Origin of the sequence: Lentzea sp. NPDC051208 (assembly GCF_040682435.1) — a bacterium.
In the GTDB taxonomy this organism is placed as follows: domain Bacteria; phylum Actinomycetota; class Actinomycetes; order Mycobacteriales; family Pseudonocardiaceae; genus Lentzea; species Lentzea kristufekii.
This window is the reverse complement of the sequence record NZ_JBFBAW010000023.1, coordinates 42,781-64,349: the sequence shown is the minus strand read 5'-3', so window position 1 is coordinate 64,349 and position 21,569 is coordinate 42,781. Positions and strand designations below refer to the sequence as shown.

Here is a 21,569-nt window from a genome sequence, read left to right as displayed (position 1 = left end):
TCGATGGTCTCGGACCTGCATTCGGGCTAGTCGAGCTCTTCGAAGGTCAGTTCGAGCCCTGCCCCAACAAGGCCTTGAAACGCCGTGGACAGTTCGTCGTCCTCCAGGATTGTCTCGATGTCCGCCTCGCCGAAGAGGATTCTCAAACTCGCGCCGTCGAGAGGATCGTCGTCGGGCTCCGGCGAAGTCCTGCGAGATGCGGGACGGCGGGCGCGATCCTTCTGTTCGGCGGCAGCGGCGGTGAGCCTCTCGGCAATCGGTCCTGAGGCCCGCCGCAAAGCGGCGAACGCGCCACCGGTGTCAGCCCGAAGCACCTCGAGCACCTCCGGACGGCCGAGGTCCACGCCGATGTTGCGTTGAGCGGTCTCCAAACAGCGGTGAACCCAGGTTTCGAACGTATCGGAGGCGGTGTGCTGTCCCAGCGCCGCGTACCAGCCGACTTCGACCAGTTTCCTGGCCACGGCACGCGCGGAACCAGGAATCTCGGGGACGTCCCCCATTCGTGCCTTGCGTTCCATCTCGGTGACCAAAGCCGACCACAGCGACTGGGCAGAGAACGCGCGCGGTGACGCAGCTTGCTCTGCCGCCTGTTCAACGGCCGTCTCAGCCGTGTGGCCGGCCTGATGGTGCGCTTCCTCCGCCTGGTAAGCGGCAAGGATCTGCATGATGAGCCCGTCGAGCAACGCCTCCTGGTGCTCGACGGCGCGCATCCGCTCGTCGACCGGCAGCACGTCGAGATAGGCAATGAGATGTGCCGCCCACGGCGACCACTCATGTGCCGACCGGTTGGTCTCGAACGCCGAACGCAAAGTCTCCCACCTGACCGAGAGTTCCTGGTCAGCATGGATGCCGGTGAGCTCATCGTGGATCGCCTTGACGTCCTCGAGTGCACCGTCGACGAACAGACGCTGTTTCACTTCGTGGAAGTCCATGTTCCACCTTTGGTCATCACTGCCGGGCGTCGCGCCGTTGCGACGTCATGCATCGACGGTAGGACTGCGACGTCTCCTGCGGCGCGCACCAGCGGTCGGTCGTACGGGCACGAGCGGTGCCCCATCGGGAAGCATCCGGCCCCGCTCCCGAGACCAACTGCGCCGTTCAGCGGCGATCATTTCGTACCAATGGTCTCGGGATGTCTGCCATGTTCCCGAACGATCAGGCATCGCTGCACCAGAGGCACACGTGGCCGCCGACGATGCGGGGCTCGACTTGAAGAAATGCCCCTACGGGCACACGGACAACGGTGGCGCGATGACCTGCCGGGCCCCGTGGGATGCGCACACGCTCGCCCCGTCCGGCGTCGTATGCCTGGGGCCACGCGCTGAGACTGGTTGATGCACGGCCCTGGTCCACCAGTTCGAGGAGGCCTGATGCCGACCACCCAGGCACATCAGCGCGCAACCCCGCTCAGCATCCGCATCAGCACGCTGGCGGTCGCTGCCGCCCTGGCGTTGACCTGGCCCTCCTCTGCTCCCCCTGCCGACAACGTGCGGCGATCGACCGTCTCCGGCGGGTTGCCGGCTGATCGCGGGAACGAACTCGTCATCGCCGTTCCACAGTGGCACGGACTCGTCGTGGTGGAGGGAGGCATCACCACGATGGGACCGACGGAATCGGGACACGTCCAGCCACCTGCACCACCCGCACCACCTGTCACCGAAGGTGTCGGTGTCATGGGGATACCGGAGATCGCCTACGCCGCCTACCTCGGGGCGGAGATGAACCTCGCCAGGCAGCGACCGTCGTGTCATCTCGACTGGCAACTGCTGGCCGCCATCGGACGCGTGGAAAGCAACCACGGCCGCTTCGGCGGCGCCCAGCTGCTCCTCGACGGCACCAGTGCGCCTGCGATCCGCGGCATCGCACTGGACGGCAGGCCTGGCGTCGCAGTCATCACCGACACGGACAGAGGTGTGTTGGACGGTGATGGCGTCCATGATCGCGCGGTCGGGCCGATGCAGTTCATTCCGAGCACGTGGCGCGCGGTGTTCCCGAACGGCGACCCGGACAACATCTTCGACGCCGCGGTGGGTGCGGGACGTTACCTGTGCGCTGCGGGCGGCGACATGCGTGATCCGGGCGAACGTGCTGCTGCGGTGATGCGTTACAACCACTCGAGCTCGTACGTCGCACTGGTGCTCGGCTTGGCCGGCCAATACCGCGCTGGTGCCGTCTCGCTCCTGCCGAGTCGCAGGCCGGATCTGGCCGTCCTCGCCTCGTCCTCGTCGGCCGGCGCGGGCAGGTCGGGCCCGACGAGGACATCCGCTTCGACGGTGCCCTCGCCGACGGCCACCGGCTCTTCACCAACGGCCACGGACACGCCCGGCACGTCGTCGGCCGCCCCGCCCGAGACGACTGAAGTCAGCCCGACAGCGCCGCCCACCACGACAGCGCCGACTGCGCCGACAACCACGACAGCGCCGACAACCACGACCACAACACCCACGCCAGACACCACGCAGGCGCCACCGATCACGCCCACACCGGTCACCACCGAGCCGCCACCGGCCACGCCCGAGGCCACGGAGGCGCCGACGACACAGGGGCCTGCGGAAGGTCCGGCGCAGTGTGGCTTGCTGGACACAGTCCTCGACCCGCTGATCCAGTGCTGACCATGCTCCTCCTCCCGTGACTGGCCCGCTGGCGGCTACCGGCCGCTCGACGGCGCCAGCAGGCAATGCTGGGCGAACTCGCAGGAATTTCCAGCAGATGACTTCGCCGTGCTCGGCGCATCGTCCGCTGCGTCAGCAGCCGCCGCGCCGGGCCGGTCCGCGTCGCCGCCGTGGACGCGGTACCAGGTCAGCCACCACGTTCATCGAGTTTGCTGACCTGGCCGCCTGTGGATGCGCTCTCCGGGCTGGAGAACGGCGGTCGCAGAACGCCGACCGCCGACCGGGGCTGGCGGTTGCACCAGATGGTCGATGGCGTGAACCGGGTTGACACCCGAGATCAACGGCTGCGCCTCTCCCGACGGCCAAATCGGTGACAACACCGAGACCCTAAGTCTTGCTCAATTCGCCTGGACCTCGCGGATTTCCGGCCCTAGTTTCGCAACAACAGCGCAATTTCCGGGAAGAGCGAATGAACGGCATCATTCATCGCGCACTCGAAGCCCGATGTCCGACACCGAGCAGGACCATGTTGGCCGAAACGAACGCCGATCACACGGACAGCGCCGCCGCGCACCGAAGCAGTGGCGACGGGTCACCGGGTCTCGACTCGACCGCCGAGGAAGCGGTCTGCGCATTACGCCGGTTCCTTCGCGCTTTCGCGGTCGCACAGTTGCACGAGGGTGGCAAGGAAACCGTCCCGGATGAACTCGTCCGAGCAGCGGCTCGGCTCTTGCAGGAAGCGACATCGATCGGGCAGCCCAGCGAGGGCGATCCAGCGGAGGAGGTGCCGTTCGAAGACAACTGGTGGACAAGGCGACACGCACGCGCCCTCTCCCCGCTCACCGGCAGGGAAAAAACGGTCGCACTACTGGTGGTGAGTGGGCTCACCAATCGCGAGATAGCCGATGAACTGGTTTTGAGCGCGAAGACCGTGGAGTTCCACCTCACGAACATCTACCAAAAACTGCACGTCAAATCACGCCGCGAGCTGCGCCGGCTGCTCGACCTGCCTCGTTGACTACCCGAAAGGCCCGTGCCCGCACGCGCAGGACCCGTCACGGTGGACGACAACACCGTCCCTCTGGCGGAGGAGCGCGCGATGGCGGACCCGAACGAATTCGTGCCGATCGACCTGGCGCTCTACCCTCACGTCGCCGAGTGCCGGACGTCGACGCTGGCGGCTGTGTCCTACAACGCCACCGCACGCCGGCGGGCGTCAACGCCAACACGGTTCGCGCGCATCGAGTCATTGCGCGCGATCCACCGCAGCTGCACTTGCATCGTGGCGGCTTGCGACACGGCCTTGGCGTTCACGCCGGTGCTGAACCGCTGGGCACGTCACATGGCACGAGAACTCCAGTCGGCGATCGCCGCGATGGAAACCTCCACCGGTCTTTCCGGTGACCTGGTGCCCGTTGTGAGAGAACCCGCCGAGGACCTCTTCACGAGCGCGGTCCAACTGCGGCACCTCATTCCGGCAGAGGCGAGTGCGGTGCACGGTGTCATCGATCACCTGCTCGAGGTGGACAGCACTGCAGCGAGCCTCACGGCGATGTGGAACAGCGGTTTCGCGGGCAGGCCGATGCCACCGGCGCCGAACTTCGGGCACATAAGGGACTGCTTCGCGTTCGCCAGGGACGTCGTCTCCTCGACCGGTCCGAGCTGGCAGCGCCAGATCGCCGCAACAGCTGACGAGGCCCTGGAGTTGATCGACCTCGCGTGCGAGCTCATGACACGCGAACACCTCGCAGGGCGTGCGCAGAGGCGGAACGACGGGCGCTGACCACCTCGGCCTGCTGCCGGAAAAGGACCCGACATGGCAAAAGCTCTCGTCGTCGGACACGGCGCCTACGACACGGGGAAGTTCACGTTCGTGCCAAGAGGATGGACCGTTCACTTCCACGCGGACGCCGACACGTATTTGGTGCAGACGAACGGCCTGGCAACCGTCGCCGACGGCACCATCGCGCCGAGGCAGACGTACTCGGGTGGCGACAGAATCCCCAACTACGGCATGACACTGCTGGAGGACGAGGGTCTCGCCGCTTATCTGGCCACTCGGTCCACTCGAACATCCGGTGTGTTGTTCTTCGTCGGAGCCGAGCTGAGCGGCTCCGGCGTCGACAGCATTCCCGTCCGGTCCAGCGGCGAGATGAAACTGTGCACGTCGCGGTCACGGTGCCAGCTGCTCGGCAAGCACGGCCCGACCTGCCGCGGTTTGTTCCGGTTCATGGCCCGGCGGCGGATCAGCGAGATCCACCTGCTGTGCTGCCGCGCGGACAGCAGGGCGGAGAACGCTCCCCGCACGATCGCGCTCGGCGATGAACCGGTGCACGGCATCGATGCTGATGTCGGCGTCGTTCCGGGTATGACGCACGCCAAAGCTGACGATCGTCATTACCCCGGCATGGTCCGCGGGCAGAGAGCGCTCGAGGCGGAGTTCGGTCGTGATCGGCAGGCACAGGTGGCGAGGCTCGAGCAACTGCCGCAGGCAGTGGTGGCCGCCATGCCCGGCGCGCTGCCGGCTTGGGCGGACATCCAGCTCGTGCGCTGGCCGGCGCGCCGCGTCGACGCGCCCACCTGGTTCCCTGATGTGCTCCTCACATCCACGGACGCATCGCCGGGAGACCTGCCGAGCGCGTGGCAAGACGACCGATGGCGTAATGCTTTCTGGCTTTACTGTCACGGTCCTGGTGCGGCGGACGGCCACGTCGTCGCCCGGCTGCTGCTGTACAGCATGCTGCGAACACATACCGGCCCACCGGTGGTGTTGCTGGACGACACCGGCAAGGCGCATCCCACCGAGCGTGTGCTGGACAGCGAGATCCTGCACTTCTGCCAAGGCAGTCATGGACGAGACCCCGGCGTCGACAGTTCACTCGTGAAGGAGCTCGAGACCGAGATCGCCACGTCGAGCAGGCTGTACGTGGCCGCTCACCGAAGCCCGGCCGTGCTGAAGTCGATCGATGTCGACTGGATCGGAGATCTCGGGCCCGCCGAGGCGTACACACTCTCCCTGCAGCGGGTGCGGCGGGTGCTGGCGGGCATCGAGAACCACGTCCTGTCCGAACTCGACGGGGTTTACCAGGAGTTCCGGGCCTTCCACGCACGTTGGTGGCAGGTCCGCTGGGGCGACGCGATTTTCGGGCCCGGCGACGAGTTCCGCGCCGCGTGGGCCGTGGTGTCGACCCTTTTCGCCGCGCATCGAGCCACCCTCGATGCCGTGGTTTCAGGACCACCTCATGCGAACAGCATCGCGTTCCGTGACGATGTGCGGCATTTCATCGAACTCTTCGACGCGATGTCAGGCTCCGTCGAAGAGGCTCAGCGATGGCGTCTCCACCTGGACATCGTGGATCCCGCGCTGCCCCCGTTCGCCGACCGGGTCAGGGCGGTGCAGCTGCTGTTGGAGGCTGCGGCGTTCAACGCTCAGCTGATGGAGAACATGATCCACAACTCGCGGTTCCCGCAAGAACTCACCGCCCTGCTGGAACAACTCGTGGCCGACATGAGGGCTTTCGTCACCACGCACATCGAGGCGGCCCTGCCAGAGATCACCGCGGCGCTGAATTGCCACAACTGAGAAATGGGTCCCGCGCACGACGCCGGGCGACGGCACCGGCCGAGATGCGACTTGAAGGCGCGAGCGACGATCCGGACAGGGTCTGAACGCCGCGGCGCAGATGCGCGCCCGCCTCGGTGTGCCGGCAGCCTGACTGCGTCGCCAGTCCTCGGTTGACATCGGTGCCGCGTTCGCCGACCGCACGACTCAGGTTGCCGCCGTCCGCGGTGGAGCCGGACCTACCGGCCTCCACCGCCTACGTCGACGAGGCTGCAATCGGAGTTCAGTTCGCCGTCACTTCCTCTTCCGGCTCTCGTCCCGGGTCTTGCGTTCGTGTTCTTCTGCGACTTTGCGGGTCTGGTGACGGTCGCGTGCGTCGCGGTCGCGGTGTTCCCGACGTCCGGCGTCGCGTTGTGCTGCTGCCGGTGTGGATCTCGTGTCGTCCCGGGTGACGCGGCCAGCGGCTTCCTTTCGCAGCCGGTCACTCTCATCGCGACTCTTGCGTTCGTACTCCTTTGCAACCCTACGGGTCTGCTCGCGTCCGTCGCGGTCGCGGTGTTCCCGACGTCCGGCGTCGCGTTGTGCTGCTGCCGGTGTGGATCTCGTGTCGTCCCGGGTGACGCGGCCAGCGGCTTCCTTTCGCAGCCGGTCACTCTCTTCCCGACTCTTGCGTTCGTACTCCTTTGCAACCCTACGGGTCTGAACGCGTCCGTCGCGGTCGCGGTGTTCCCGATCCGCTGGGCGCCTGCTGGAACTCCGCGACCTCGACGGCACGACGGTGTTCTCGGCCTGACCGTGCGCCGCATTCGCACCCTCTTGGAGGATCGCGGCCACGGTCGGATCGTTCATCAGGTCCTCCGAAGGATCGAGGATCCGTACCTTCTTCTTGGTCGACTTCGACGATGACGGCTGCGGACCCGTTGCTTCACGCACAAGCTCTTCGTACTGCCTGACCGTTTCGTCGTCATCGATGACGTTCCTCTCCAGAGGCAGTTCCCGGTCGAGGTACGCATCGCTGTCGAGGACGGCCAATGTGCCCCCGCTCGCCTCGATGTAGTTCAGGAGCTCGTTCACTTCGATCTGGAATTGCAAAACGGATCGGAGGGCTTCGTCACTTCCGGAAACTTTTCCGAGCTCGTCGATGACGATCTTCAAATTGTCCTGTACGGACTCGTAAGCGGATTTGACGAGATAGGTTGACGAGACGAGGTCCATGCCGGAGAGATCGACCTTTTGGAGAGCGTTGACGGCATCCTCAGCCGAGTAGAACCCTGCCGTGATGACGCTGAGGACGTCCTTCGGGGCTGATTCATCAAGGTCACTCGCCACCACCAACTGGGTCACCGCCTTCGACACCGGCTCCCACCCCTTGGCCAAGGACGGTCCGATGAAACCGCCGAGGTAAATGTGAAACTCCTGAACCCACGCCGCCTGCTTCTGACGCAGTGCTTCCTGCCCGCCCAGAGCGTCCGTCACAACGGGTCTCCTTCCACATCGACCGACCTGATGACTAGAAGGTGACGATGACGTGTGCCCGTGATTTCGCGCAGCCACTGCCGGGCAGACCTTCAGGCCTGTTCGCCGCGCTACACAGGCACTCAAGCCGACCCACCACGCCTGAGCGAGGTTCGTGGTCGCGAGGTCGGCTCAGGCGGCCTGCACCTGGTGAACTGCCGGCGTACGGTCCACATGCGACCGAACAGGCAACGCTGGTGAACGCCCCCCGTGTGCCGCTTGGACGATTCCGTGTCCGTGGAGCCGTACCTCGTGCTGGAGGAGGAAGGCCGGGAGATCGAGTACCGCCGTCTCGTGCCGACTGCGCGAGACAGCTCGACCGCAGTATGTCGCGCGGCGCTCACCTGGCACGGAGTGGCTTTCGAGCGCCAGCCGCTGGACGTCCTCGCCTACCTCGCGGCGAGCGGGCACGAGGTGGAGTGCGGCTGGGACATCTCCGTCGTGCGCACTGCCGTGGCCGCCTTAGATCTTCTCATCATCGTGCCGATCACCTCCGTCACCGAACGGTTGTTGTTAAGTACGGCCGCGATGGCCGAACTCCGGCGGACCGTCAACGACGTGCCGCCGGACTTCGTTCACAAGGATCCGTTGGACATCTGAGGGGCCTGCTGCCGTCCAGCTGTCCTACCCGCTGACTGAGCGGCTCGACGTGGTATTCGCCGCGCTTCGGTGATCTCCGGCGGCATGCCCGCACAGGCAGCACCCCCACGGGCGACACGGGCACCCTTGCCCGACGGGACAGGCAGGCTTGGCGGTAACCCGCTCACCTAGTAGCCGCTCGCGATGAGAATCGTGCAATCCGGTGAAGGCTGCGAGTTGAGCGAGGCTGACCATGGGCAAAGCATTCATCGTCGGACACGGCGTGGACGTCGCGCCTACGCCGGACGAACGCGCTTTGGATCCCACCGCACCGCTTCCCGGTGACGACATGGCGGGGAAGATCTTCGTGCCGCCCTTCACCACCGTCTCCTACTACACCGACGTCGACTTGCCGCTGCCTGCGAGGAAGGGCGTGGCGACGGTGAACACGGGCGCGCTGCCGAAACCGCACCGCCGGTTCGAAGCCGGGGCGGTCATGCCCAACTACCAGCTCAGCACTCTGGAGCGAGGAGTCCGGCACAACTACGAGGCCTCGGTGTCCTCACTCGTGGACGGAGCCCTGTACTACATCGGCATCACCGCTCCGGTTGCGGAGAGCCCGTTGCGGCTGTGCACAACGCCGGAGACCTGCCGCGCCGCGGCGTGGGAGGCCTTCACCACGGCCCGATCGCCCGGCGACTCCCCGCCTCCGTTCTGGTCGGCACACGACTCGAAGTGTCGCGGCGTGCTGGCGAGGCTCGCCGAGAACGCCGAGACTGACCTGCATGTGCTGGCCTGCCGTGTCCGCATAGATGTCAAGCCGCCGGATCGGAAGCGCAAACGCGGCGACCGCAACGGTTACTCCACAGCTGACGCGATGAGCAAGCTTCGCGTGCGTCTCCTGGAGCGCGCCGCGACCGACGCGGCAGGTGCGCTCATGGAATTCGCCGACCTGCCCTCTGCCACCCAGGCTGCACTCCGCTCCTACCTGGACATGCAGTTGTGGCTGCAGCAAATGCACCACACACCGACTGGTCCGGACGACACCGCTTTCAAAATCTTCTTGCGGGAGTTCAGGAAGATAGCGCCGGACAGCAGACGCCTCGTGTGGGAAGCGCTGCCTGACGAGAACCGTGAGGCGCTCGCTCGCAACAAGTCCGCGCATGACCTGATCAACGACGTCAAGTTCACCAGACCGGGGCAACCGCGCCGGGTGGCGAGGGACTTCAAGGTGCTCGACCGGGCTACGGTCGAGACACTGCTGAAACGGGCTCAGGCCAACCCGGCCACGTTCCGGACCAGCTGGGAGAACTGGCCCCAGTACTACCAGGAGATGCTCATCAGTATCTGCCCTGAGCTCGGCCGATACCTCCACCTCGCCGACGTCGAGGTGCCGGACGTACCTCCACCGGACAGGTTGCCGGCCGTGAAACTGGCGGAGTGGGCCGGTAGCGAGCCCACAGTGGTGCTCGGCTACTGGCATGCACTCGACGACACGACGCGGCACCGGCTGGCCGCGCACCCGCGGGTGCGCCGTTGGCTGCAGCGCACCGGTCAGCTGGCCGCCGAGCCGTCCAGGGACCTGCCACCGCCTTCGCTCGTCGAGTGCGGGCAGGATGTCGGCTGGTGGGAGCGGTTCTACCGCTGGCTGGACAACCGCAGCCATCAGGAAGCGCCGGCCGCGGTGATGCTCCTGCTGCGGCAGCGGCTCGCGGAGCTGCGGCTCACCGCCGATGCGCTGCCGCACCAGATGGAGGAACTGGTGATGTGGCTGCACCAGTGGGGCAACCCGCCCGATGACGTGTTCTCGGCAATGCGGCAGGTCCGGGCCTTGTACGAGTACCTGGCGGACCCAGAGGTCGGCAGGCAGACCGCGCGCCGGACACCCAACAGCGATCCGGTCACGTACTTCCTCGCGAGCAACCATGATCTCGCCGCCTACCGGGCGTCGTGCCGTCAGCGTCTGACCGCGCAGGGAATCGTCCTGCACGGACCCGCGCTGGAAGACCAGCTTCCACCGGGTCTTCCAGAGGACGATCGCCAGGACCTGCGTCAGCTGTGGCACTTCGCGACGGACAACCGGACGTTCGAGGAGTTGAACGGTGAGGAGCAGGGGCTCGTGCCCTTGGCCGTGACTCCCTCCCCCCAGTTGTCGAGGGAGGAGCTTGACGGATTGCTGGACCACGCTCGTTCGGCGGTCGACGAGCTCGCCGGCAGTGTGGATCGTCTGTTGGAGACGTTGTACGGCCTGTTCCTGAAAGGCCATGACGACCACACCCGGCAGCACGTCTGAGGCGGGAGGTTCGAGGCATGACAGCGTGATGGTGGCATCGTAACCGTGGCACTCCGCGGCTCAGTCGCGAAGGCGGAGGCCCGGCGCGTTGCTGCCGGGCGCCGGCCCGCACTGGGTGGTGGTGACTCCTGACAACAGTCTCGATCTGCCAATTTCTGCCGCCTGTGCCCTTGAACGCCCTGGTCCTCGAAGCACCCGTCGCCGTGCTGGACGAGACGCCGGGCGAGCAGGACCCGCCGACGACCGCACAACAGCGCCGCGCAGGCTGCACGGCGAACGAGACCTCGGTCACTTCATGCCGCAGAGTCGCTCACACTTCTCCAAGGAGTTCCAGCGGGGGTCTCCGTTCGCACGTCACCGTCGTGCACACCATGCCTCCGTGCCCTTCTCCAACACGCTCTCCCACGCGACCGGAGCGGCGTCCGTCGCCTCCGCCATCACGTTCGATCGGACCAAAGGCAGAGGTAATCGTGTGCTCAGGGAGGCACCGCCATGGAGAGCATCGTGGTGGAGCAGCAGAGTCCCGTGTGACATGTGCAGCACATGCATCACCTCGTCGAGTGAGGCCCCTCCCCCGATGTCGGGAAGTGCACATAGCCCCGGATGGCCATTCATACAGGTCGTCACCCAATTGCCGGGTGACGACGAGCCGGGGCGGGCGCGTTCCCGGTGATACTGCGTCCAGCCGCCAACAACCGATCATCGTGGTGGATGGAGGGTCAATCGTGACGGAGCCGGAGATGCGCACGATGCGCGGAACCGTGCCCGAGGTGCGTTCTGCGGTGTTCGCCGCGATCGGCGCTCTCACTCGCAACGACGCGGGCACAGCGCAGGCAGTGCTGCACCAACTGGCTTGTCGCCGGGACATCACGACATCGATCGCCGCCGACGCGCTGGCGGAGGTCGTCCTCACAGCGCTTCCGCGCCAGGGGCCAGGCGTCGATCTGCGGTGCGTCCTCCTCGCCGAGTTCCAGCGATGGGTTCCCGGTTCGCACGTCAGCGTCGCACACGCGGCGGCCGATATCGCGTCCCGCGTCGCAGAACGCCACTGCAGCGCGAAGGCCCGCACGTATCACCTACCGGAGGGGACAAAGGGTATGGACGTGCTCCTCGTGCTCGCCGGCGCCGCAGCGGCACGGATCAAACGCTTCGTCGACCTCGACTCGCAGGCGGTGGAGGCATACTTCGCGCACCGCCGCCGAGCCGAGGCCGATCACAGCGGGCTGGGCCGTTACCGCGGCGTCCTCTGACACGGCATCCGAATCGTGGCGAGGATTGCCGTGGAACCGGTCAAAACGTCCGCCACGGGTCTCGGAGTCGTCACTCCGACGAATCCGGAGCACCGAGTTCCGACGCCGCCACCTCGGACGCGACGGCATCTCTCGCCCGCGTACCGAGCAGTACACGCTCGAGATGTTCCAGAGACAGAGCGGCGATCAACACGACCAACGGGGTCGTCGTCACCAGGACGTACATCGAGACAATGCTCATGGCGGCACCTTTGTGAGTCGGTCACGGTCCACTCAAGACCGAGCGACCAAGACGGTGAGGGTGGCAACCTCAGCAGGCCGGGTGCCTCGACGGGCAGATTTGACCATGACCGAGTTGATGGCCTCCGACCCGCCGCATCATCGCGTCGATTCGATCGTGGTGGCGTACTGGTACAGCTGCTCGTACTTGGCACGGAAATGCGGCATCAGCTCGTCCACGATCGATGTGAAGAAGCCTGCCGGAACGTCGTGGTGTTCGAGAAGGTGAGCACGCATCTGCTCGACGACAGCCGCGCCCGCATCGATCTTCTGCGGCGCGTTCTGATGCAGGAACTCGTCGATGACCTCGCCCGCCGCCTCGACCGTGCGGCCGTCGGTCTCGAACTTCGCGACGGCCACGAGGAAGGACACTTCGCAGTGCATGTACAACTTCGTCGCGCAGTAGTCGAGAAAATCCTCACGGAGGCTTGACCACAGCGGGTCCGACCAGGTCGTGTCGAAGTCCGGCATCGGAACAGCATTCTCCGAAGGCACAGCATCGGCCGCGGACGTGGGCGCGGTGCCCACCGCAGCGGTTCGGTCGTCGAGCGCTCCGAGATCCGAGACGACTCGGCGCTTGCTGCCCAGGTTGTCGACGACCGCCTGCACGGCGTTTTCATCCGCGCTGTTGCTGATGACCAGTACGCGCGGATGGTTGATGCTCCGCTTGTTGCGCACCTTTGTCATCAGGCCGTAAGAGGCGGCGCCGGTGGCAGCCATCGCTCGTACCACCTCGAACGCGAAGTCGTTGCCGTGGTACTCCTCTCCGTAGCACCGGATCAGCACAACGCCGCCGAAGCGGACGTACTCGAAGTGGGGGTCGGCCCCGTTCCGCGCCGCTGTCGCCGACACACCCTTCTCAACGGCGTTCCACGCAAGCCGGTTCTGAATCTTGACGTCGAGCCGCATTGCCAGATGTCCGGTACCAAGGCGCTGGAGCACGATGCCCTGGTCGTACGTCACCTCGGAGTTCTGCCGCACACCTGCCCACGTCGCGAGGAGGTCGGTCCTGCCGAGCTCGGCGCACACCTGTTTGACGGCGAGCAGGTTCAGCAGTCCCCTGATCTCTTTCGCCTTGGTCACCACCGTGACGAAAACGTCGTCGTCAGCCTTGCCGAGCTTCTCGTCCGACTTTTCCCACCGGGTGGGGGGTACGACGTCATAGGTGCTCGTGACCTCGTTGTAAACGATGTTGCGGGGTGGTTCCTCCGCAGGTCGTTCAACGGCGATCGGTCGGAGTCGAGAGGGCTTGGTCATCGATGCTTCCCGTCTGGACGCTCGTCCTTGGCTCAGTCGCGCTCTACGCGCGTAACACCGCAGCTTCGATCGTCATCGAGATGCGCGTCGACAACGAGGGACCTTCGGGCGGCGAAGCGGTCCAGAGAAGCCGTCGATCGTGCACAGCTCCTGTGCACCTGGTCACGTTCCGGCATCAAGCGGCATTCGGCCTGCCCGGTGCGCGATAAGCCCACTCCGCCTGCCGCCACGTGGTCGGGTCCAATGTTCCGCAGGCATCCACAATAGACTGACGGTTCACCCTCACCGCGAGAACTGCCGGGTCGACTCCCGCGAACTCGGGCCACTCGGTCAGGTGCACAACGAGGTCCGCGCCATCGGCTGCAAGCATCGGATCGGCACAGTGATCGAGGTGCGGGTGGTGGAGTCGGGCGTTCGGCAGCGCGACCGGGTCCGATACCGTGATCTTGGCGCCGAGGTCGTGCAGTGCTTCTGCGACGCGCAGTCCCGGCGACTCCCGAATGTCGTCCGTGCCCGGCTTGAACGCGGCTCCCCACACCGTGATCCGCTTGCCGTGCGCCGCGCGGCCACAAGCCTCCAGTGCCAGTTCGACCACGTGAGCGATCGAGCCGCTGTTGATCTCGTCCACCGCGCGCAGCAGCGACACCGGTCTGCTCGCGCCCACCGACTCGGCCTGCCCGAGCAGGCCGTGCAGATCCTTCGGCAGGCAGCTGCCGCCGAAGCCGCTGCCTGCACGCAGTCCCCAAGGCCCAATCCTCGTGTCGTGGCCCAGAGTGCGTGCCAACGCCACGATGTCGGCTCCGGTGTGTTCGCAGAGCTCGGACATCGCGTTGATGAACGAGATCTTCGTGGCGAGAAACGCATTTGCCGCGAGTTTCGACAACTCGGCGGTCATCAGGTCGGTGACCAACGTTGGAGTGCCCTCGGCGATGATGTGGTCGTAGACCTCGCGAAGCACGCGCTCCGCACGTGGTCTTCCCACCTCGATGCCGATCACCAGGCGACTCGGGTGCAACGCGTCTTCGACCGCTGTCGACTCGCACAGGAACTCCGGGTTCCAGGCGACTTCCACGCCATCGCCTGCGGGCGCGACGAGCCGCATCTCCTGGGCCAGCCGTGCCGCCGTGCCGACAGGAACGGTGGACTTGCCAACAACCACCGAGGGCCGGTCCATGTACTTCGCGAGGGTGCGCGCGGCGGAACGCAGGTGTGTCAGGTCGTAATCGTCATGGTCCGCCTTCTGCGGCGTGCCGACACAGAGGAAATACAGGTCCGCGAATGCCGCGGCCTCGGAGAAGGACGTGGTGAACCTGAGGCGGCCGGTTCCCACGTGCTGGACCAGGAGGTCGTCAAGGCCTGGCTCCGCGAACGGTGCACGGCCCTGCGCCAGTACACGCACCCGCTCCGGATCGACGTCAACTCCCAGCACCTCGTGCCCGAGTTCCGCCATCGCGGCGGCGTGTGTCGCCCCGAGGTAACCGCAGCCGATCACCGCAACTTTCACGTCGTGCCTCCCAGAAATGTGGATCCTCGGTGTCAGAGCGGGGTCGCGCCGAGCTCGGAGAGCCGATCGCGTGCCCACGAGAGTTCATCGGCGATGCGTGTGACGAACTCGCTGTCGTTTCCGGGACGTAGCGGATCCGGCAGGTTGCGCCACGTGTAGGTCTCCACCTCCAGGTGGAGTGGCGCGGGCCCACCTGGCCCCATCAACGCGGCGAGACAGTCGGCCAGGTAGTCCTGCAGGCTGTGCTGCCCGATGTTCACCGGATAGTGGCAGTGCACCCGCCACTCACCATCCCCCGGCAGACCGCCGGCGAGCGCAGACGGCAAGTCGTCCACGCCGTGGACTGAGCCGTCATCACGACATTCCCTGGTCTGATGGAGAAAGCCACCGTTGCCGAAGTCCTGCAGCCATGGGGAGTCGAGTGGCCGTTGTGCGCGCAGGCCGTTCGCGAGCTGGGATTTGACCACCCGCACACCTGCTGCTCCGGCGGCGGCGAGCGACTCCTCTGGCACCTCGAACTGAACTCCCATGTGGAGGGTGTCGACGCACAACCCGATGTGGGAGTAGTGCTGTGCTCGCAGGAACTCCACACCTTCGGGCACGGTCTCGATCACGCACCCCGGCTCGGGTTCCAATCCGATCCTGATGACACGGCCCGTGCGGCCTTCGAGCTCACGCATGCACTCGTCGGCGCGCGCCATCGCGGATGCAGCGAGATCATGGGTCCGGCGATCCCGGCGGGTCCGCCAATACAACGGCAACGTTGAGATACTGCCGTACGGCGCGTCATCTGGAAGCAGCTCGGTCAGCACGCGAGCCAGCGTCTCCGTGTACGCCAGGCGTCCCGGCTCCGCCCAGTCCGGCCTGAATGCTCCGTACTTGCGACTACCCCCGTGCGGGCTGTGGGGGAAGCCGTTCAGGGTCACAACCTCCAGCCCGTTGTCGCGCAGGAACGTCACGAGTGCCCGCCGTTGGGAGGCATCGCTGTCGAGCTCCTGCGCCACGGCTGCGGGAATCCAGAGCGTGACCGAGAGCAGATCTGTGCCGAGCTGATGCCGCACCGCGACCGCGTACCGTCGCAATCCGTCCACGAGCTCCTCGACGGACCGAGACGGGTGCACGTTCGAGCAGTAGCCCAGGTGCAAAACGTTCCCGTTGAACTGCAATCTCATGTCGTCTCCTTCAGCGTGGTGGATCGGACCGGTGCAGAGTCGGCGCGGTTCCGTTCCAGCGCGATCAACGACGCCTTGGCTGCGCACAACAACACAAGCGCACCTCCGGCGACTGACCACCCAGTGATCGGCTGGTCCAGCAGCAAGGCGGCGCCGATGGCGGCGACCACCGGAGCGCACAGCACGAGCACGGACGATGTGGTGACGCGCAGGAACGGGTGCGCCCAGTTGAGCAGCAACTGCCCGACGATGCCGGCTCCCAGCGTGACATGCGCGACCACCAGCCAGTCCTTTGCGGACGCTGCAGTGACGTCGACCCGAAGCAGCACGAAGAACGGAATCGCGAGCACACCACCGATCAGGTTGACCGATGTCTGGTAGCGAAGCGCCGACACACCCGTCCTCGTGCGCTTCGACACCAGGAAGTACGCCGTCCAGGCGACCAGATTCGCGACGGCCAGCAGCTCTCCGGTCAGATTTGCCACACCCGTGGTCACAGACCCGAAGACGACCAGAGCAACACCGGTGGTGCCACCAAAAGCGAGTACAACACTCGTTCGCGTCATGGACTCGCCGAACAGCCTGCCCGCCACGGCCAGGACCAACACGGGTTGCATCGCTTGCACGAACGTGACATCCGCGACACCAGTCGCGCGCACCGCAGCGAAGAACAGAACCAAGTGCAGCGCGAACAGCAATGCACCTGGCGCGCATCGCAGCAGCGTGCGGAGATCGACCCGGCACGGCGCGAGCACGAGGGCAATACAGGTGATCGGCAGAGCGAGCAGCAACCTCAGCACAACGATGTCGTCTGCGCCGAGGTTGGCGAGTCTGACAGCAACAGGACCGCTGCCCAGCAACACAGTGGACGCCAACACGGCGCCAACGGCCCTCGGGCTGTTGTGGCTCATGGCTGCGTCCCGATTCAAACGGCGATCGGAGAGCCGGATGCACCGTCGTCCACTTCGTACAGTGCATCTTCGATGCACCGCTCCACTGATGTCACGAGGTCGACGGCGAGATCCGGAGGTGCCGCTTCGCCGGTGTGGAAGGTTCGAACTGCGGCCGCCAAGCAGGCTTGCAGCATGTCGTCCTCACCGGCGAAGAGAACGGAAACGGCACCGAGCTGGTTTCCCTCGTACGCGCGGGAAGCACCGGCGCGATCAGGGAAATCACAGTGCGCATAGCGACCATCAGGCGATTCCAATCGAATCCACCTCCGCCTTGGCGCCCTCAGGTTGGAAGACAGAACCGCTGTCACGCCGGGAGCCGCGAGCTCGACGGAGCAGGAGACCGCCGCCTTCGACTGGCCGGCACGAACGCCGAAGGCGTGCTCGGTCATCCTCGTCACCGCTAGATCAGGGCGCACGGACAACGCCATGGCGAACTGGTGCGGCATCTCGACTTCGACCACGTGCGGCAGCTCTCCGAACCGGTCTGCACCCCGGCCTGCGAAGTCGTCGAAGGCCCGCAACTTGTCGAAGCCGCTCGAGATTCGGTGCACCTCGGGCAGCGCGGCACGAGCAGCGCGGAAGGCAGCGGAAAAGAGGTAGTTCTGCACGCCGAGCACCTGGCTGTCGTTGAGGACATCGAGCGTCGACCGCCATTCGCTGAGTGACCGGGCGGCTGGTTTCTCGACGAGAAACCGGCGGGCGCCGAGCTCGTGTGCCCATCTGATGCACGACGCATGCTCTCCTGTGGGTGTGCACACGTCTACCACGGCGTCCTGCCAAGGCAGCCTGCCCTCCCAGTACTTCAGAGGATGCTCTGCCACGTCGACGCGGTACACCGGTGCACCGAGGCGCTCGTAGACATTTCCGTGCATCCTGCCGGCGCAACCGTTCGCACCGAGAAGTACGACAGGAGTGTCGCGCAGATGCAGATCGCGAGAATCAGTCATCGTTCGTTCCATCCAGGACTTGCGGAGGGGCGACATGGTGATATCGCTCACGCTAGGCGCGGATCACGTCGCTGCCACTAGGGGGATGCCCTAGTCCACGCCATGTGGCGACCCGGCTACTGAGGAAAGCTGGGACCAGAGCTGTACGTTCCAGCGGCTGCGATACCCCACGTTTCCACGTGAAGATCACGAGCGAGCATCCGGCAGACAGGACAGGATTTCCGCTGAGTCGTCAGCAAAGAGTCGATCGGCAACCAGCTTCGCCAAGTGGGAAGAGGCAACCCTTGACCTCCTCGGCGGACGCACCAGTGGGCGGGCGCGACACCGACCTCCCGGTAGCAGGGCGATCAGGATCGTCACCTGTCGCAACTGGATCACGCGATCCTGCGGATGCGACGAAATACCCGCACCCCGTTGACGTGATCATCCGAAGCGCACTTTTCCGCGCGAGATGCGTTCTAGTTCCCGCCGCACGCCGTCTTGCAGCTGAGGAGGACAGTCGTGCACCAGCAACGTGTCTCGATCGCCCCGGTGTGCACTTGGCCATCTCGTCCGCGGGCGGGTGATCAGGACTCCGACGGGATGCGCCAGCCGGCCCAGCAGCGGATGATGCCCGGTGTCCCCCACCATCAGGATCGGTCCGCCCAGCGCGACGTCGACCGCGTACAGGAAAAGGTCCGCCGGCGCACCACGGCCGTTCCACAGCGCGAACCTGTTCACGCGGCGCACTCTGACGCGTTCTTCCGACAGCCACTCCTCGTACGTGACACCCCACCAGCGAAGCGCCCGCTGTGCCAGCCGGTCGGAAACGCGAGGCGCGGGCACGGTGCCCAACTGCGGCGTTGATCGGTTTTCCGGTTGTGGTGCGGCCGAGTACCGGTTGTCGACCGTGCCGAGGACGAACTGCATTCCCCTGCCGAGCCCGTGCGACACCACCTCGGTCAGGCACTCCACCACCTGCACGTCACTCCCCGCTTCGCTGGTCGTGTGCCGCACGATCTCCCGCAGCGGGGCCGCGGCTCGTCCACACGCGACCAACAGGTCACGCATCGCCTCCATCAGCGAAGTGCCGTGGAGTACGATTTCGCAACGCTCGGCGGAACCTGCGGCGCTCAACGCCGAGGCCGCGACCACCTCGGGCAGTTTCAGCTCGTCCACCGAACGAGGCAACGCCTCCGACAGTGCTCTGAGCGCCTTCGTCGCCTTGTACCGCAACGACTCGAGTTCAACCCGAAGCAGTTCGACCGTGGCAGGATCCCTTTCCTCCGCCAGTTCGAGGCATGACTGAGCGAGTGTGACCGATCCTGCCTCGAGGTCGTCGAGCAGCATCTCGATCCGGCCCATCGCCCCGCTGAGCCGGGAGCCGACCCGCATGTCCTGGCTCCATCGGCGTCGGCTGCTCAGCTCGTCCACGGTTCGCAACGCTCCGCGCACGTCCTGACGCATCGTCCGCACTGCCCGTTCCGTGTTGTCACACAGCATGGCGCAGAACTCCAGCGGATTCATCCAGTCGACTCCTCAGCGACGGTAGTGACGCCGACGCCTGCCTTGTGGGCCGGTCGCCGAGCGAAGAGCACCTTTGTGTCCGAGGAGGCAGGTGGCGATCGCGCAGTTCTTCGCGCACACGGCACCGCGGCTCGCTGAGGTGACAGCTCATGATTTCGCCCCGTGCCATCCGGTGGGAACGGTGACCACCACCTACGGCGACCCGCGAGCTGGCCGGAATCCACGAAGCCTCCTCCCCGATCAGCCTGTGGTGCATCCATCATGGAGATCCACTTCGCGGCGGGCCACGGGTACGAGTGCGGCAGCACAGGCACCACTTCTTGCACTTTCGTCCGTGACGGCGTTCTCCTGGCGTCGCCAGGACGCCTCGTAGAACGCAGATACCACGTGGAACGGTCGCCCAGACAGGAAGGCCGCGTCACACGACAAGGTCGCCATCACCGCAAGGCCGCACAGCAGCCACTCCGGATCGTGTCGCAATGGGTCTCAGCGTTGCGCCACACGGGTCATCTCGTCGGCACGGTGCACCCGACCGGCTCACCTCGGCCGTATTGCCTCCGTTGCGACGAAACCTCTTGACAACACCATTGCCCTTGGGCCGACGGTGGCAAATTCACCGCCGCGGTGAGGTAGCCGGTCGCGGAGCCGTGGGCATCGAGGTGCTCACCGCCGAGGCCAGCTGAACGGCAACGGCTCAGGGATGCGCTTCACCTGGACGCCCACGACCGCCCCAGACCATCACACGAAACCTGGCGGTTGCGGCCACGTGCAAGCTCCAGAGCGTTGGGCCGTTCACCGGTTTTCAGCGCGTCAGGCCGTCCGGCCACGGAACCCAGGCGACCGTTGGGCCGTCGAGCAACGCAATCTCCTGCTCGACGACGTCGTGCCCGAACGACTGGCCGTCTTCGCGCCACGCAGCCTCGATCTGGCCCTTGACGCAGCGCATGACACCCTCGGAGAGTTCCAGACCGAACGGGAAGTAGTCATTCGCCTGGGCGAGCACCTGCAGGACCTCCGTGTCATGACCGTCTCCCACGGCGAGCAAGTCACCTGCGGCGTGGAACCGCACCCAGTCGGTTCCCAGCACGGACACCACGTCGGCGTTGCGGGCGCGTGCCCGCGCCCAGGCGAGCTTGACCATGTCCTGGGGTTGCAGATGGCTGTTGTCCACTCGATAGCCCAGAAGCGCATGTACGCGCTCATCGATGTAACGCAGGTTTTCCAGGTCCGCGTCGGACATCTGCGTACGAGCTGCTTCCCGCTGTTCCTGCGTTGCGTTGACGAATCGCTCGGCGTAGTCGCGGGCCTCCACCGCCGCACCGTGCAACGCCTTGTCGCGGTCGAAGGTGCTTTGCCACTTCGGGTCTTGACTGAGGTAGAACCTGTAGTACGCCAGCGCACCACGCTCGGTCAGGTACTCCTTCGCCGACCGCACGTGGGTCCAGTCGCGCACACCGGTGAAGCCGCTGACGAGCATGGCCCGGTCCTTGGTGGTCAACCCGTCGAAGTACTCGGACGCGCTGTCGTCGTTCTTCTTGGCGAGGGCGAGGACTTCCCGAGCCAATCGGCCCATCCGGTCGCGGTGCTCGGGCTTCTGCTCGCCGGGGAGTTTTTTGGTCACCTTCGCCTTCCCCCGCAGCACTCCCTTCATTCCCGGCAACCGGACGGGGCCCCGACACACGAGGAGCAAAACCTCGGAATCGAAGGGCATGCGACCGAAGAGACCAGCACACGTGTGTACGCCCGCCGCCGCACAGCCCGCCCGGTTCGTGCACAGCGTCAACCGCTCGGGGACGGCCACGAGGCGAGTCTCGTCCACCACCACGGTGAGATCCGCGACGAGAAGCTCGATCTCCTGCGGTGTCAGAACGTAGTTCGGGATCGCCCTCGGTTGGCTGTAGGCGTCCGCTGAGCCGCGGACGTGTCCCGCGAGCACCGCCTCCGAGTTCACCTGGGGCAGCATCTCGTCGAAGCGCGAGAAGAAGTGCACAGTCATGCCCGCGGGCACGAACGTCACACCCTCACGCGCATCCCTGCCACCATGGCCAACGACGTACAACGTCATCGGTTCACCGCCCTCCATCGAGCCTCGGCCGACTGTAGGCAATCCCATCACCGCGTGTACTTCCTCTTCACGCAT

General features: G+C 65.7%; 17 protein-coding genes. 7 read left to right on the top strand and 10 right to left on the bottom strand.

Annotated elements, in window-relative coordinates; genetic code table 11:
* Window positions 1-26: 26 nt before the first annotated feature.
* Complete coding sequence (locus AB0M48_RS38810) at window positions 27-932, bottom strand: hypothetical protein (RefSeq protein ID WP_363852140.1); 906 nt, start codon at window positions 930-932, stop codon at window positions 27-29.
* Window positions 933-1,370: 438 nt separating this feature from the next.
* Here AB0M48_RS38810 and AB0M48_RS38805 point away from each other — a divergent pair, with 438 nt between their 5' ends.
* The 4 genes from AB0M48_RS38805 (at window position 1,371) to AB0M48_RS38790 (ending at window position 6,195) form a co-directional block, all read left to right on the top strand.
* Entirely contained in the window at window positions 1,371-2,612 is a 1,242-nt protein-coding gene (locus AB0M48_RS38805) for a lytic transglycosylase domain-containing protein (RefSeq protein ID WP_363852137.1), read from the top strand.
* Between the two features lie 469 nt (window positions 2,613-3,081).
* Complete coding sequence (locus AB0M48_RS38800; RefSeq protein ID WP_363852134.1) at window positions 3,082-3,630, top strand: LuxR C-terminal-related transcriptional regulator; 549 nt, start codon at window positions 3,082-3,084, stop codon at window positions 3,628-3,630.
* 42 nt (window positions 3,631-3,672) lie between these two features.
* Complete coding sequence (locus AB0M48_RS38795; RefSeq protein WP_363852131.1) at window positions 3,673-4,395, top strand: hypothetical protein; 723 nt, start codon at window positions 3,673-3,675, stop codon at window positions 4,393-4,395.
* A 33-nt stretch (window positions 4,396-4,428) separates the two neighbouring features.
* Window positions 4,429-6,195 carry a putative adhesin gene (locus AB0M48_RS38790; protein WP_363852128.1) on the top strand — a complete coding sequence of 589 codons (1,767 nt, stop codon included), beginning with the start codon at window positions 4,429-4,431 and terminating at the stop codon, window positions 6,193-6,195.
* A gap of 273 nt (window positions 6,196-6,468) precedes the next feature.
* Here AB0M48_RS38790 and AB0M48_RS38785 read toward each other — a convergent pair whose 3' ends face one another.
* Window positions 6,469-7,650: a hypothetical protein gene (locus AB0M48_RS38785; protein ID WP_363852125.1), complete on the bottom strand. Its 1,182-nt coding sequence runs from the start codon at window positions 7,648-7,650 to the stop codon at window positions 6,469-6,471.
* A gap of 258 nt (window positions 7,651-7,908) precedes the next feature.
* On the opposite strand from AB0M48_RS38785, the gene AB0M48_RS38780 reads away from it, so the two are divergent.
* The 3 genes from AB0M48_RS38780 (at window position 7,909) to AB0M48_RS38770 (ending at window position 11,811) form a co-directional block, all read left to right on the top strand.
* Window positions 7,909-8,289: a hypothetical protein gene (locus tag AB0M48_RS38780; RefSeq protein ID WP_363852122.1), complete on the top strand. Its 381-nt coding sequence runs from the start codon at window positions 7,909-7,911 to the stop codon at window positions 8,287-8,289.
* A gap of 232 nt (window positions 8,290-8,521) precedes the next feature.
* Window positions 8,522-10,561, top strand: coding sequence for a putative adhesin (locus AB0M48_RS38775; protein ID WP_363852119.1), 2,040 nt, complete (start codon window positions 8,522-8,524; stop codon window positions 10,559-10,561).
* A 740-nt stretch (window positions 10,562-11,301) separates the two neighbouring features.
* Entirely contained in the window at window positions 11,302-11,811 is a 510-nt protein-coding gene (locus AB0M48_RS38770) for a hypothetical protein (protein WP_363852116.1), read from the top strand.
* Between the two features lie 70 nt (window positions 11,812-11,881).
* Here the strand turns inward: AB0M48_RS38770 and AB0M48_RS38765 are convergent, their stop codons facing one another.
* The 8 genes from AB0M48_RS38765 to AB0M48_RS38730 form a co-directional block, all read right to left on the bottom strand.
* The gene (locus AB0M48_RS38765; RefSeq protein WP_363852113.1) at window positions 11,882-12,052 is read right to left on the bottom strand and encodes a hypothetical protein; all 171 of its coding nucleotides are present in this window, start codon (window positions 12,050-12,052) and stop codon (window positions 11,882-11,884) included.
* Between the two features lie 137 nt (window positions 12,053-12,189).
* Window positions 12,190-13,176 carry a hypothetical protein gene (locus tag AB0M48_RS38760; protein WP_363852110.1) on the bottom strand — a complete coding sequence of 329 codons (987 nt, stop codon included), beginning with the start codon at window positions 13,174-13,176 and terminating at the stop codon, window positions 12,190-12,192.
* A 346-nt stretch (window positions 13,177-13,522) separates the two neighbouring features.
* The gene (locus AB0M48_RS38755) at window positions 13,523-14,851 is read right to left on the bottom strand and encodes a UDP-glucose/GDP-mannose dehydrogenase family protein (protein WP_363852107.1); all 1,329 of its coding nucleotides are present in this window, start codon (window positions 14,849-14,851) and stop codon (window positions 13,523-13,525) included.
* 32 nt (window positions 14,852-14,883) lie between these two features.
* Complete coding sequence (gene eboE / locus AB0M48_RS38750; protein ID WP_363852104.1) at window positions 14,884-16,023, bottom strand: metabolite traffic protein EboE; 1,140 nt, start codon at window positions 16,021-16,023, stop codon at window positions 14,884-14,886.
* A complete protein-coding gene (locus AB0M48_RS38745; RefSeq protein WP_363852101.1) occupies window positions 16,020-16,934 on the bottom strand; it encodes a DMT family transporter in 915 nt (304 codons plus the stop codon). Before AB0M48_RS38745 ends, eboE begins: the two co-directional genes overlap by 4 nt.
* Before the next feature lie 14 nt (window positions 16,935-16,948).
* The gene (locus AB0M48_RS38740) at window positions 16,949-17,974 is read right to left on the bottom strand and encodes a hypothetical protein (RefSeq protein ID WP_363852098.1); all 1,026 of its coding nucleotides are present in this window, start codon (window positions 17,972-17,974) and stop codon (window positions 16,949-16,951) included.
* A 372-nt stretch (window positions 17,975-18,346) separates the two neighbouring features.
* Window positions 18,347-19,429: a hypothetical protein gene (locus AB0M48_RS38735; protein ID WP_363852095.1), complete on the bottom strand. Its 1,083-nt coding sequence runs from the start codon at window positions 19,427-19,429 to the stop codon at window positions 18,347-18,349.
* Between the two features lie 802 nt (window positions 19,430-20,231).
* Entirely contained in the window at window positions 20,232-21,494 is a 1,263-nt protein-coding gene (locus AB0M48_RS38730; protein ID WP_363852092.1) for a putative adhesin, read from the bottom strand.
* Window positions 21,495-21,569: the final 75 nt, after the last annotated feature.

Excerpts from the sequence above, each read along its gene's own strand:
- AB0M48_RS38790 (WP_363852128.1), top strand. The coding sequence starts at position 4,429 with ATGGCAAAAGCTCTCGTCGTCGGACACGGCGCCTACGACACGGGGAAG.
- eboE (WP_363852104.1), bottom strand. The coding sequence starts at position 16,023 with ATGAGATTGCAGTTCAACGGGAACGTTTTGCACCTGGGCTACTGCTCG.
- AB0M48_RS38810 (WP_363852140.1), bottom strand. The coding sequence starts at position 932 with ATGGACTTCCACGAAGTGAAACAGCGTCTGTTCGTCGACGGTGCACTC.
- AB0M48_RS38770 (WP_363852116.1), top strand. The coding sequence starts at position 11,302 with ATGCGCACGATGCGCGGAACCGTGCCCGAGGTGCGTTCTGCGGTGTTC.
- AB0M48_RS38730 (WP_363852092.1), bottom strand. The coding sequence starts at position 21,494 with ATGACGTTGTACGTCGTTGGCCATGGTGGCAGGGATGCGCGTGAGGGT.
- AB0M48_RS38765 (WP_363852113.1), bottom strand. The coding sequence starts at position 12,052 with ATGAGCATTGTCTCGATGTACGTCCTGGTGACGACGACCCCGTTGGTC.
- AB0M48_RS38800 (WP_363852134.1), top strand. The coding sequence starts at position 3,082 with ATGAACGGCATCATTCATCGCGCACTCGAAGCCCGATGTCCGACACCG.
- AB0M48_RS38805 (WP_363852137.1), top strand. The coding sequence starts at position 1,371 with ATGCCGACCACCCAGGCACATCAGCGCGCAACCCCGCTCAGCATCCGC.
- AB0M48_RS38775 (WP_363852119.1), top strand. The coding sequence starts at position 8,522 with ATGGGCAAAGCATTCATCGTCGGACACGGCGTGGACGTCGCGCCTACG.
- AB0M48_RS38745 (WP_363852101.1), bottom strand. The coding sequence starts at position 16,934 with ATGAGCCACAACAGCCCGAGGGCCGTTGGCGCCGTGTTGGCGTCCACT.
- AB0M48_RS38735 (WP_363852095.1), bottom strand. The coding sequence starts at position 19,429 with ATGAATCCGCTGGAGTTCTGCGCCATGCTGTGTGACAACACGGAACGG.